At 70.8% G+C, this 12,284-nt stretch carries 11 protein-coding genes; 3 read left to right on the top strand and 8 right to left on the bottom strand.

Annotation, left to right across the window (positions count from 1 at the left end):
* The first annotated feature begins 23 nt into the window (after window positions 1–23).
* On the top strand, window positions 24–1,091 hold the full coding sequence (locus BM43_RS07220; protein ID WP_042285839.1) for a substrate-binding domain-containing protein: 1,068 nt from the start codon (window positions 24–26) through the stop codon (window positions 1,089–1,091).
* An 84-nt stretch (window positions 1,092–1,175) separates the two neighbouring features.
* On the opposite strand, the gene BM43_RS07215 is transcribed toward BM43_RS07220, so the two are convergent.
* Window positions 1,176–2,360, bottom strand: coding sequence for a porin (locus BM43_RS07215; RefSeq protein WP_036056099.1), 1,185 nt, complete (start codon window positions 2,358–2,360; stop codon window positions 1,176–1,178).
* 391 nt (window positions 2,361–2,751) lie between these two features.
* On the opposite strand from BM43_RS07215, the gene BM43_RS07210 reads away from it, so the two are divergent.
* The gene (locus BM43_RS07210) at window positions 2,752–3,939 is read left to right on the top strand and encodes a serine hydrolase domain-containing protein (RefSeq protein WP_226284630.1); all 1,188 of its coding nucleotides are present in this window, start codon (window positions 2,752–2,754) and stop codon (window positions 3,937–3,939) included.
* Window positions 3,940–3,967: 28 nt separating this feature from the next.
* Here the strand turns inward: BM43_RS07210 and BM43_RS07205 are convergent, their stop codons facing one another.
* The 7 genes from BM43_RS07205 to BM43_RS07175 all read right to left on the bottom strand — a co-directional run bounded on the left by BM43_RS07205 (window position 3,968) and on the right by BM43_RS07175 (window position 11,096).
* Window positions 3,968–4,267, bottom strand: a complete 300-nt coding sequence (locus BM43_RS07205) for a gamma-butyrobetaine hydroxylase-like domain-containing protein (RefSeq protein WP_017921999.1) — start codon at window positions 4,265–4,267, stop codon at window positions 3,968–3,970.
* Window positions 4,264–5,280 carry a HEAT repeat domain-containing protein gene (locus BM43_RS07200; RefSeq protein WP_042285837.1) on the bottom strand — a complete coding sequence of 339 codons (1,017 nt, stop codon included), beginning with the start codon at window positions 5,278–5,280 and terminating at the stop codon, window positions 4,264–4,266. The genes BM43_RS07205 and BM43_RS07200 overlap by 4 nt, the downstream gene beginning before the upstream one ends.
* Before the next feature lie 43 nt (window positions 5,281–5,323).
* Window positions 5,324–5,569, bottom strand: a complete 246-nt coding sequence (locus BM43_RS07195; RefSeq protein WP_013690428.1) for a 4Fe-4S dicluster domain-containing protein — start codon at window positions 5,567–5,569, stop codon at window positions 5,324–5,326.
* Between the two features lie 11 nt (window positions 5,570–5,580).
* On the bottom strand, window positions 5,581–7,377 hold the full coding sequence (locus BM43_RS07190) for a fumarate reductase/succinate dehydrogenase flavoprotein subunit (protein WP_036056101.1): 1,797 nt from the start codon (window positions 7,375–7,377) through the stop codon (window positions 5,581–5,583).
* Window positions 7,377–8,144 carry a GntR family transcriptional regulator gene (locus BM43_RS07185; protein WP_013690426.1) on the bottom strand — a complete coding sequence of 256 codons (768 nt, stop codon included), beginning with the start codon at window positions 8,142–8,144 and terminating at the stop codon, window positions 7,377–7,379. The genes BM43_RS07190 and BM43_RS07185 overlap by 1 nt, the downstream gene beginning before the upstream one ends.
* 146 nt (window positions 8,145–8,290) lie before the next feature.
* Entirely contained in the window at window positions 8,291–9,682 is a 1,392-nt protein-coding gene (locus BM43_RS07180) for an LLM class flavin-dependent oxidoreductase (RefSeq protein ID WP_036056102.1), read from the bottom strand.
* A gap of 142 nt (window positions 9,683–9,824) precedes the next feature.
* Window positions 9,825–11,096, bottom strand: a complete 1,272-nt coding sequence (locus BM43_RS07175; RefSeq protein ID WP_036056103.1) for an NAD(P)/FAD-dependent oxidoreductase — start codon at window positions 11,094–11,096, stop codon at window positions 9,825–9,827.
* Between the two features lie 184 nt (window positions 11,097–11,280).
* Here BM43_RS07175 and BM43_RS07170 point away from each other — a divergent pair, with 184 nt between their 5' ends.
* A complete protein-coding gene (locus tag BM43_RS07170) occupies window positions 11,281–12,267 on the top strand; it encodes an alpha/beta fold hydrolase (protein WP_036029292.1) in 987 nt (328 codons plus the stop codon).
* Window positions 12,268–12,284: the final 17 nt, after the last annotated feature.

Below are 12,284 nucleotides of genomic sequence, written 5' to 3'. Positions count from 1 at the left end.
ACCCTCTTTTCGATATTCCGCCCATGATCGACCAGCTCGTCCGCAAGCTCCGGCTCGCGCCGCGGTGCGCCGCTTTCGCCTTCGCGCTCGCCTGCAGCGCGCCGGTTTTCGCCGACCCGGCCCCGGCCGGCGCGCCCGCGCCGTTCAATCACGGCGGCGTGCGCATCGCGCTCGTCAACTACCTGTCCGCCGGGGATTTCTTCCAGGCCTACGAGGCCGGCGCGCAGAAGCAGGCCAAGGCGCTCGGCGTCGACCTGCGCATCTATGCCGGCCGCCAGGACGCGGCCCAGCAGCGCGACCAGATCCAGCAGGCGATCGACCTGGGCGTGGCGGCCATCATCGTCAACCACGGGCTGCCCGAATCGCTGAAGGACATCGTGCAGCGCGCGCTCGACAAGGGCATCAAGGTGGTGGCCTTCGACGTCGACCTGGCCAATCCCAAGGTGCCCCAGATCGAGCAGAGCGACCACGATCTCGCCACGCTGCTGCTGGACCAGGCGGTGAAGGACAATGGCCGGAGCTTCGAGGCGGCCTATGTCTACGTGGCCGGCTTCGCGCCGCTCGATCGCCGCGACGCGGTCTGGCAGGCCTTCAAGGCGGCGAACCCCGGCGTGAAGGAGGTGGCGCGCTTCGGCAGCGTCGACAACCCGATCGCGCAATCGGTGGCCAACCAGGCGGCCGCCGCGTTCCGCGCGCATCCGGGCGTGCGCGTGGTGTTCGCGCCGTATGATGAATTCGCGCGCGGCGCCAAGCTGGCCGCCGAGGAAAACGGCATCGCGTCGAAGCTGCGCATCTACAGCGCCGATATCTCGACCGCCGACATCCAGGCGATCCGCGCGCCCGACAGCCCCTGGGTGGCCACGGCGGCCACCAACCCGGCGGTGGTGGGCGCCGTCTCGGTGCGTGCCGCGGCCTTGCTGGTGGCCGGACAGGACCCGGGGCACCGCATCGGCATCAAGCCGACCCTGATCACGCGCGACGACCTGCGCAAGTTCGATATCCACAACATCGCCGAACTGAGCGCGAAATTCCCGGCCTTCCGCCGCGCCGACGTGGCGCGCGCCGCCTGGATCCCGGACGCGGGCGAGTAAGGGCAAGCCCGGCGCCGCCTGGTCGCGGTGGCGCCGGGCAGGTCAGCGGCCTGCCGAAGCAGGCCGCCGTCTTGTCCGATTCCGTCAGAACTTCACGCGCACGCCGCCGAAGGCCGCCACCTGGCGGTTGTTCGAGGAAGCCGTGCCCGCGTCGGCGATCGCCGCGATCGAGCGGTAGCCGCCCGCGGTGGCGCTGCTCGCGTCGCCGGCCGCGAGCTGGTAGACCCCCGACAGATACAGCTCGGTGCGCTTGGACAACGCGTAGTCGATGCCGAGCGTGAACTGGTGCCAGCGCGGCTTGAGCGTGCCGCCGCCGGCGCCGGGCAGGCTGCTGGCGCGGCCGTCGGTGAAGGCATAGACGCCGATCAGGGTGGTGGTGGGCGTGATCAGGTAGCGCGCGTTCAGGTCGTAGTTGTTGAGCTTGCGCGAGGAGCCGTCCAGGTAGTCGAGCTGCGTGTGGCTCCAGGCGAAGCCGAGGATTGCCTGCCCGAAGCTGTAGTTCGCGCCGGCCACCGCGATCTGCTGCTTGAGCACGCCGCCGTTCAGGCCGTAGAAGAATGCGCCGCTGTAGTCGTCGCCGGCGCTGGTGCTGGCGCCGCCGATCGCGCCGCCGGTATTGCTGCCCGCGTTGGGGTGGTTCAGCACCAGGTAGCCGCCGCCCAGCGAGAGCGGGCCGTGCGCGTAGTTCGCCGCGATCCCCCAGGCCCGATTATTGCCGAAGCCGGTGCCGGCGCCGCCATTGGCCTGGTTGCTGAAGGCATAGAGCCCGTCCACCGTGAAGCCGGCGATGCTGTCGCTGCGAAACTTCACGGCATTGTTGATGCGGAAGGTCTGGTTCAGGTTGTCGTTGTCGCCCACGTGGGTGGCCGGCGACCAGAAGCCCGGCCCCGCGTACTGCGCCACCAGGTCCGACAGCGGCTCGTACTGGCGGCCGAAGCTGAGGGTGCCCACGCCCTTCTTGCCCAGGCCGACGAAGGCCTGGCGCCCGAAGATCCGGCCGCCCTGGCCGAGCGTGCCGTCGTTGGTGCGAAAGCCGCTCTCCACGGTAAACACCGCCGACAGCCCGCCACCCAGGTCCTCCACGCCCTTCAGGCCCCAGCGGCTGCCCGAGAGCTTGCCGCTGGTCTGCTGGACGTTCGAGGCGCCTTTCTGGTTGTTGGTATAGGCCAGGCCGGCATCCACCAGGCCATAGAGCGTGACCGAGCTTTGCGCGTGGGCAGTGAGCGAGCCGGCCGAGACGAGGCCGAGCGCGAGGGATTTCTTCAGCATACGATTCCTTTTTGGCGTGATCGCGAGTGGAAAGCGAATCGATGCTAGGGAAGGCGGGCGGCCCCGCGAAACGATCATGCGAGGAATCGAAAGCACGATTGGATGGTTTCGCGCCGGCGGCCGGCCGCGCGGACGCGGGGCCGCCGATTCTGTCGGAATGCTGACGAAAGCGGGTGCGCGTGCAACTTTTGTGACAGCGCGGCGCGTCCTTGCGCATCGCCGTGGAAATCCTTAGGAAAACTCGATGGATCGCGCTGTCGTATGCTGACGTTTTTGTGCGACAGTCGATGCCGCGGCCACGGCGACGGATTCCTGCCGCCCGCTACGCGTAAACAACCATGATCCCGGCGCCGCCCGCCGGGGCGCACCCATGCTTGCCGAGGAGACCGACGTGAAGATCAGCCGCAGGCAGTTCCTGGCCCTGACGGCCGCCGGGCTGGCCGGCGCGCCACCGCTGGCGCTGGCCGCGGCACCCGCCGCCGGCGATGCCGCGGACGCTTCCGCCGCCTTGCCTTCAGCCGCGGCTGCCGCTTCCGCGGCCGCGCCGGCGAGCCAGGCCAGCGCGCCGAGCCTGGCCGACCTGGCCGATCCGCCCGTCTGGCCCGGCGCCGAATGGGAGCGCATCGATCCCGACAAGCTGGGCTGGTCGCCCGACGATCTCGACGACGTTCACGCCTACGCGGCCTCGATCGGCACCGCCTCGCTGCTGATCGTCCAGCACGGCCGCGTGGTCGACAGCTTCGGCGAGATCGCGGCGCGCCGCGAGATCAACTCGGTGCGCAAGAGCCTGCTCAGCGCGCTGATCGGGATCGCCGTGGCCGAGGGCAAGATCGACCTGGACGCCACCCTGGGCAGCCTCGGCATCGACGACCGGCCACCGGCCCTGAGCCAGGCCGAGAAGCAGGCCACCGTGCGCGAGCTGCTGCAGGCGCGCTCGGGCGTCTACCACCCGGCGCTCTACGAGACGGCCACCGAGAAGCGCCTGCGGCCGGCGCGCGGCAGCCATGCGCCGGGCAGCTTCTGGTACTACAACAACTGGGATTTCAACGTGCTCGGCACGATCTACGAGCACGCGGTGGGCGCCTCGATCTTCGACAGTTTCGCGCAGCGCATCGCCACGCCGATCGGCATGCAGGACTACCGGGCGCGCGACGGCCGCTACGTGCGCGGCGCCGATTCGATCCACCCGGCCTACCCGCTGCACATGAGCGCGCGCGACCTGGCGCGCTTCGGCCTGCTCTACCTGCGCCGCGGCCAGTGGCGGCAGCGCGCGATCGTGCCGGCGGCCTGGGTGGCCGAGAGCACCACCGGCGTCTCGCCCACGCGCGGCGGCGACGCCGAATATGCCTGGTTGTGGTGGGCCGGCCTGCCCGACAGCGGCGCGGCCGGGCTGAAGCTGCCGCCTGGCGCATTCTGGGCCGAGGGGCGTGGCGGGCAATACCTGATCGTCGATCCGCTCAATGACATGGTGGTGGTGCACCAGACCGTGGCGGGCCGCACGCGCGTGAGCGCGCCGGCGATGGGCCGGCTGATGGGGCTGATCCACGATGCCGCCGGGATCGGCGCGCCGATGGTGTGACGACGGGCCAGGTCCGGCGGCGCCCGGTTCAGGCCGTCGCGGCGTCGGCGGCCAGCGCCGCCAGGTAGGGCCAGGGGAAGATGCCGCGATCGTGGCCGTCGTCGAACACCAGTTGCACGCCGTAGCCGATCGGCTCGATGGCCGTCAGCCTGAGGTTCGGTGCCGCCTTGGGCGGCGTGCCGGCCAGCCGGGCGGCGCGGCAGCCGGCACAAGGGCAGGCCTCGCGCAAGGCGGCATGGCCCAGCCGGCCGCGGGTGCCGTCCTGCCAGACCAGGCTCAGCGTGCGCGTCGCGGCATCGCTGCGCAATTCGCTCGGCACGGCGTTCATGGCCGGGCTTCCTCGATTTGCCGGATCGCGATCCTCACCGCCTTGCGGACCTCGGGGTCGCCATCCTCCAGCGCGGCGCCCAGCGCTTCCAGCCAGGCCGGATCGCGCAGCTCGCCGAGCGCCAGCGCGGCTTCCTTGCGCAGGTTGCTGATCGCGTACGTGAGCAGCGCGGCGATGCCGGCGCCGGCCGAGCGCTCGCCGATCAAGCCGAGTGCGCGCGTCGCGCGCAGGCGAACCTGCCAGTAGGGATCCTCGAGCGCGGCGCCCAGCGCGGCCACGGCGGCGGCCGCGCGCAGCTTGCCGAGCGTGGTCGCCGCTTCCTCGCGAACCTGCCAGGCCGGATCGCCCAGCGCCGCCAGCAGGGCCTCGACCACCGGCCGGGCATCGCGCTGGTCGCCGCTGAAGCCGAGCGCGCCCGCCGCGGCGCGGCGCACCTCGGCCCGCGTATCGCCGGTCGCGAGCACGGCGATGGCGGGCAGCGCGCGCGGGTCCTTGAGCCAGCCCAGCACCGCCACCGCTTCGAGCCGCAACTCGGCGTCGTCCGAATCGAGCGCGGCCAGCGCCGGCTCGTAGGCATCGGCGTGGCGCAGCTCGCGCAGGGCGCGCAGCACGGCGCGCGCCACGAAGGGTTCGGGCCGGCCGGCCCAGCGGCGCAGCGTGTCGCCGGAAGCCGGGTCCTTCAGCTCCGACAGGCTTTGCGCGGCGGCCTCGCGCACGCCGGCATCGGCGTCGAGCAGGGCCGCGCACAGCGCCTCGATTGCCTCGGGCTGCTCCCAGGCGGCCAGCGCCAGGGCCGCCTCGCGGCGCACTGCGGCGTCGGCGTCATGGCCGAGCAGGGCGAGGAAGGCCGGCACCAGCTCGGGATCGCCGAGATCGGCCAGCTCGAACACGGCGATGCGGCGCACGGCCGGGTCGGGATCGGCGGCGCGCGCCAGCAGCGGCCGCGCGGCGGGATCGACACCGGCGGCCAGCGCCGGCAGGTCGGTGGGGTGGATCGGGGGCATGTCGGTCATCGGTCTTGCGGGGGCGAGGGAGCGTGGAGGTGGCGGGCCGCGTTCAGCGCAGCAGGTACGGGATCTCGACCTTGACGGCGCCGGTCGGGCAATCGCGTTCGCAGGGCATGCAGTACCAGCACTCGTCGAACTGCATGTAGGCCTTGCCCTTCGAGGTGTCGATCGCCAGCAGGTCGAGCGGGCAGACGTCGACGCAGACGGTGCAGCCCTTCTCGGCGATGCACAGCGCCTCGTCGATGGTCACGGGGGCGCTGCTGCGCTGGAGGATGTCGTGCGGGGTGGTCGGCATGGTCGGGGTTCTCAGCTGAGGGCGGGGGCGGCGTGAGCGTCGGCGCCGGTGGTTGCGTTGGCAGTGGCGGTGGCGGTGGCGTTGGCGGTGGCGCGCTCGCGGATCCGCAACTGCGAATACGCGCCCAGCTCCGCGTCGGAGACCGGCACCACGTAAGGCTCGACGGCGCGCTTCTCGCTTCTCATGCGGCCCTGGTCGTCGCGGCTCAGGTGCGTGTGGCAGAACCAGTCGCGGTCGTTGCGCTCGGGGAAATCGACGCGATGGTGATAGAGGCCCCAGCGGCTCTCGGTGCGGAATAGCGAGGCGCGCGCGGCCATCTCGGCGCAATCGCGGATCGCCCGCACCTCGGCCGCGCGCATCAGCTCGTGCGGGTGGGTGGCCTTGATCGCCTCGATGTCGGCGCCGATTTCCTCGAAGCGCTGCAGGCCGATCTCCATCTTGCGCGTGACCTTGGGCGGCTGCAGGTAGTCGTTCACCATGCGGCGCAGCTTGTACTCGACCTGGTTCGGCGCGAGGCCGTGCTCGCGATGCAGCGGCGCCAGCACGCGCTCGCGCTCGGCCGCCACCTGTTCCTGGTCGAGCGGCGCCAGCTCGCGCCCGGCGATGTCCTCGGCCGCGTGCTCGCCCGCGAACCAGCCGTAGGTGAAGGCGCCGAGCATGTAGTTGTGCGGCACGGCGGCCATGTCGCCGGCGGCGTAGAGGCCCGGCACGGTGGTGCGCGCATGCTCGTCCACATACACGCCCGAGGCGCTGTGGCCGCTGCAGAAACCGATCTCGGAGATATGCATCTCCACCATCTGATGACGGTAGTCGGTGCCGCGCCCTTCATGGAAACGGCCGCGGCTGGGCCGCTCGTTGGTGTGCAGGATCTGCTCGATGTTGCGGATGGTTTCCTCGGCCAGGTGGTCGAGCTTCAGGAACACCGGGCCGCGTCCGCTCTGCAGTTCCTGGTAGAACTCCCACATCATCTGGCCGCTCCAGTAGTCGCACTCGATGAAGCGCTCGCCCTGGCCGTTGGCGGTGAAGCCGCCCAGCGGCCCGGTCACGTAGGCGCAGGCCGGGCCGTTGTAGTCCTTGATCAGCGGATTGATCTGGAAGCACTCCAGGTTGGCCAGCGCGGCGCCGGCGTGATAGGCCATCGCGTAGCCGTCGCCGGCGTTGGTCGGATTCTCGTAGGTGCCCATCAGGTAGCCTGAGGCGGGCAGGCCGAGCCGCCCGGCCGCGCCGCAGCAGAGGATCACGGCCTTGGCGCGGATCACCTGGAACTGCGCGGTGCGGCAGTCGAAACCCAGCACGCCGGCGGCGCGCCCCTGCGCGTCGGTCAGCACGCGGGTGGCGACCACGCGGTTGGTGATCGCGATGCGCGCGCGCTTCAACTGCCGGTAGAGGATCTTCTTGATGTCGTGGCCCTCGGGCATCGGCAGCACGTAGGCGCCCATGTGATGGACCTTCTTGACCGCGTAGTCGCCGTTGCCGTCCTTCTCGAACTTCACGCCCCAGCGATCGAGCTGCTCGATGGTGGTGTAGCTGTGCTTCGCGTAGGCATGCACGGCGGATTGATCGACGATGCCGTCGTTGGCGATGGTGATTTCGCGCGTGTACTGCTCGGGCGTGGCGTGGCCGGGGATCACGGCATTGTTCAGGCCGTCCATGCCCATCGAGATCGCGCCGCTGCGCTTGACGCCGGCCTTCTCCAGCAGCAGCACGCGCAGCGCCGGGTTGCGTTCCTTGGCCTTGATCGCGGCCATCGGGCCGGCGGTGCCGCCGCCCACCACCACCAGGTCGTAGTCGAGCACTTGGGTATTCATCACGAGGTCCTCCGGTGTTCATGCGGTCTCCTGCGATCGACGCGCAGCCGGTACTGGAAGGCGTCGCCGCGGAAATACAGGTGTTCGTAATCGATCGGCGCGCCGGCCTCGTCGTGCGTCAGGCGCTCGATGCGCAGCACCGGGCTGCCGTCTTCCACGCGCAGCGCCTCGACGATGTCGTCGTCGGCGAGGATCGCGTCGATCGACAGGTCGGCATGACCGAGCGGCACGCCGCAGTCGTTCTCCAGGATCAGGAAGATGTCGCGCGTGGCGAGGTCGGCGCCGGCCAGGCGCTTGCCGAGCGCCTCCGGCACCCAGGTGATCTCGAGCGAGACCGGCTCGCGGTTGAGCAGGCGCACGCGGTGGATCTCGGCCACGCTGGCGCCCTCGGGCAGGTTCAGCCTGGCGGCCACGTGGCGATCGGCCTTGACGATGCCGAAGCTGCGCAACTGGTTCACGATCTCGTAGCCCATCGACGACATCGCCTCGGCGAAGCCCTGCAGCGAGGCGACGTTCTGGAACGCCTTCGGTTTCGACACGAAGGTGCCCTTGCCGTGCAGGCGGAACACCAGGCCTTCCTTCTGCAGATCGCCGAGCGCCTGGCGCACGGTGATGCGGCTCACGCCGTACATCGCGCACAGTTCGCTTTCGGAAGGCATGCGGCTGTGGGGCGGGTAGCTGCCGTCGAGGATGCGCGCGCGCAGCGTGTCCTTGATCTGTTCGTAGAGCGGTTGCGGGGACAGCGGCACCAGATTGGTTTTCGACATGGTCAACTTGTCATGACAAGACATGACGAGTGTAGGGAGCGTCGAATCCCCGCCAAACCAATCAATTCAGATATCGATTCCCGGTTTGGCGGGGGTGGTGCTCGAGCAGTGGAATCGCGCTTATCGCGTCGGAGGGAAGGTCGGCATCAGCGCGCGGCGGCGGCTTCGGGCTGCCGGCGATAAGCCGCGCCCGCATGCGCTGCCGGCAGCGTGGCCGCGCCGCCGAACAGCTTCTCGCGCAGCGTGCCCTCGGCATAGGCGGTCTTGTAGCGGCCGCGCGCCTGCAGCTCGGGGATCACCAGCTCGATGAAATCCTCGTAGCTTTCCGGCGTGACGGTGCGCGCCAGGTTGAAGCCGTCGATATCGGTCTCGTCGATCCAGCCGATCAGCGCGTCGGCCACCTGCGAGGCGTCGCCGACGATGGTCGCGTAGCGCCCGCCCAGCGCCATCTGGCCGAGCAGGTCGCGCACCGTGAAATCGGGCCGGCCGTCGGTGACGCGCTGCACCGAGGATTCGATGCCGCGCGGTTTCTTCGTGCCGTCGGGCGCGATCACGTCGTCGAGATCGAAGCGCGAATAATCGATGCCGCTGCCGGCCGCGAAATGCGCGAGGCCGGCCTCGGGGCTGGCGTGGCGCGCGTACTCGGCGAACTTCTCGCGCGCCTCGGCCTCGGTGCGCCCGACGATCACCGTCACGCCCATGAAGATCTTCAGGCCTGCCGGATCGCGCCCGGCCTCGGCCGCCTGGCGGCGCAGCTCGGCCACCAGCTTGCGCGTACCGGCGCGGCTGCCGCTCGACACGAACACGCATTCGGCATGGCGCGCCGCGAACTGCTGGCCGCGCCCCGAGGAGCCCGCCTGGAACAGCACCGGCGTGCGCTGCGGCGAGGGTTCGGCGAGGTGGTAGCCGTCGACCTCGTAGAAGCGGCCGCGATGGCGGATGCGGTGCACCTTGGCCGGATCGGCGAACATGCGCGCCTCGCGGTCGCGGCGCACCGCGCCGTCTTCCCAGCTGCCTTCCCACAGCTTGTAGGCCACTTCCAGGTACTCGTCGGCGCGGTCGTAGCGCTCGTCGTGCTCGATCTGGCCGGCCAGGCCCATCGCGCGCGCCGCGCTGTCGAGGTAGCCCGTCACGATGTTCCAGCCGATCCGGCCGCCGCTCAGGTGGTCGAGCGTCGAGAAGCGCCGGGCCAGCAGGTAGGGCGCCTCGTAGGTCAGGTTCACGGTGATGCCGAAGCCGAGGTGCTGCGTGGCGGCGGCCATCGCCGAGACCAGCATCATCGGGTCGTTGACGGGCAACTGGATCGATTCGCGCAGCGTCAGGTCGAGCGACTGGCCATAGACGTCGTAGACGCCGACGATATCGGCGATGAACAGCCCGTCGAACAGACCGCGTTCGAGCAGGCGGGCGAGGTCGGTCCAGTAGGCGAGCGAGCGGTAGTCGGTGGAGCGATCGCGCGGATGCGTCCACAGACCATGGTTGATGTGGCCGACGCAGTTCATGTTGAACGCGTTCAGGCGGATCGGCTTTCCTGTCATCGTCGAGGGGCGCGCCCGGGCGGGTTGGTCGAAACCAGCTAGGCTCGCATGGCGCGCGCGCGTTCCCAACCAAGGAATCCGGATTTGCTTCGCAGCGATTCGACGATAGCGGCCTCGGCGCGGGCGTGGCTGCGCTCGCGCTTCAGCGCCAGCGCGCGGCCGAGAACGGCGCCAGATCGATCGAGGGGCGCTCGCCGGACAGCAGTTGCGCGACCAGGCGGCCGGTCGGCGCGCCGGCGGTCAGGCCGATATGGCCATGGCCGAAGGCGTACACGGCGTTCTCGAAGCGCGCGGCGCGGCCGATCACCGGCAGGGAATCGGGCGTGCTGGGGCGGCGGCCCATCCAGCGCAGCTCGGCCTGCCCGGCCGCCTGCTCGGGGGCCGCGCCCAGCGCCGGGTACATGCGCCGCAACTGGCGCGCCAGCAGCGTGCAGCGGCGCCAGTCGGGCGGCGCGTCGAGTCCGGCGAACTCCACCGCGCCGGCGCAGCGCACGCGCCCGGCCATCGGCGTGCTGAAGATCTTCGCCTCGGACCACAGCGTCGGGATGCGCGGGCCGGCCGCCGCTTGCGGCACCTCCAGGTGGTAGCCGCGCTCGGTGTCGAGCATCACGCGATCGCCGAGCCGGGCCGCGAGGCGCGCCGACCAGGCGCCCAGCGCCACCACCGCGCCCTTCACCTCGAAGGTGCCGGCGCTGGTGGCGACGCCGGTGAGCCGGGCGCCGTTGTCGATCACGCCGAGCACCTGCGCGTCGACGATCCTGCCGCCGCGCGCGAGCAGGTCGCGCTTGAGGCCCTCGACGAAGGCGCCGGGGTCGCTCAGGTGCCCGGTTTCGCGGATCAGCCGCGCGCGCAGGAAGCGGTCGGCAAGATCGGGCTCCAGCTCGCGCAGCGCCGCGCGCGGCACCTCCTCGACGGCGATGCCGTTCGCTTCCCGCAGGGACATCGCGTAGGCATCGCCGGCATGGCCTTGCTCGCTGGTGTAGGCGACCAGGTGGCCGCGTTGCTCGAACAGTTCGCCCAGCCCGGCTTCGGCGGCCAGCGCGCGGTAGGCCTCGACGCTGCCGGCGATCAGCCCGCGCAGGGCGCGGGCCTGGGCGGCCACGCGCTCGGGCGTGCCTGCCGCCACGAAGCGCGCGAGCCAGGGCAGCAGGCGCGGCAGGTAGCGCCAGCGCAGCACCAGCGGGCCTTCCGGATCGAGCAGCCAATGCGGCACATGGCGCAGTACACCCGGCATCGCGACCGGCACGATCGAGGAGCCGTTCAGGCAGCCGGCATTGCCGAACGAGGCGGCCTCGCGCGGGTCGCCGCGATCGATCAGCAGCACCTCGTGGCCGGCGCGGCGCAGGTAGGCGGCGGCACAGCTGCCGATGATGCCGCCGCCGAGCACGGCGACGGGAAGCGAGGAAGCGGACATGCGCGGAAAAACCGATGAGGAAACGAGCCGGCGGCCATCGTGACATGACAAAAAGCTGACGGCCAGCATCGGCCAGAATCTGCCGGCTTCGGGCGACTGCGGCGGGCTTCGGCCGGCCCGGCCCCGGGTGGGCGCGAGCGATGACATACTGGGCACCCGTCCCCGTTTCCCAAGGAGTGTGCGCGTGAGCGATCCCATTCATCGCGAGCTGAGTGTCGACGGCGTTCGCCTTCATCTGGTCGAACAAGGCGAGGGCCCGGCCGTCCTGCTCTGCCATGGCTACCCCGAATGCTGGTATTCCTGGCGCCACCAGTTGCCGGCGCTGGCCGCGGCCGGCTACCGGGCGATCGCGCTCGACATGCGCGGCTACGGCGAGAGCGACAGCCCGCCCGGGATCGAGGACTACACGGTGCTGCGCCTGGTCGGCGACCTGGTGGGCGTGCTCGATGCGCTGGGCATCGAATCGGCGGTGGTGGCCGGGCACGACTGGGGCGCGGTGGTGGCCTGGCATGCCGCGCTGCTGCGTGCCGATCGCTTCCCGGCCGTGATCGCGCTGAGCGTGCCCTTCATCCCGCGCGGCCAGGTCAGCACCTCGCGCAAGCTGCCGGAGACGGAGCACGAGGTGTTCTACCAGCTCTATTTCCAGGAGCCCGGCGTGGCCGAGGCCGACTACGAGCGCGACACGCGCGGCTACCTGCGCGGCCTGCTGTTCGCCACCAGCGGGGACATGCCGCCGCCGGCCGAAGGCGAGCCGCCGCGCCGGCCGGGCATGGTGCCGCGCACGGGCCGGCTGCCGTATTCGGGGCCGGCGGTGCTGCCGGCCTGGCTCGGCGAGGCGGATGTCGACGTCTACACGGCCGCCTTCGCGCGCAACGGCTTTCGCGGCCCGCTGAACTGGTACCGCAATATCGAGCGCAACTGGCAGACGCTGGCTGCCTTCGAGGGGCGCAAGGTGGAGGTGCCGGCGCTCTATATCGCCGGCGAGCGCGATCTGGTGCTGGCCTTCAAGGGCAATTCGGCCTTGCTGGAGGCGCAGGCGCGGTGGGTGCCGCGCCTGGCGCGCACGGTGCGCCTGCCTGGTTGCGGGCACTGGACCCAGCAGGAGCGGCCCGCCGAGGTCAATCGCGAGATGCTGGCCTTCCTGGGCGAGGTGGGCTGGGGGCGGGGTTGAGCCTGGGCTTGGCGATG

Source organism: Burkholderia gladioli (assembly GCF_000959725.1).
Lineage (GTDB): Bacteria > Pseudomonadota > Gammaproteobacteria > Burkholderiales > Burkholderiaceae > Burkholderia > Burkholderia gladioli.
This window is presented reverse-complemented; position numbering and strand designations above follow the sequence as displayed.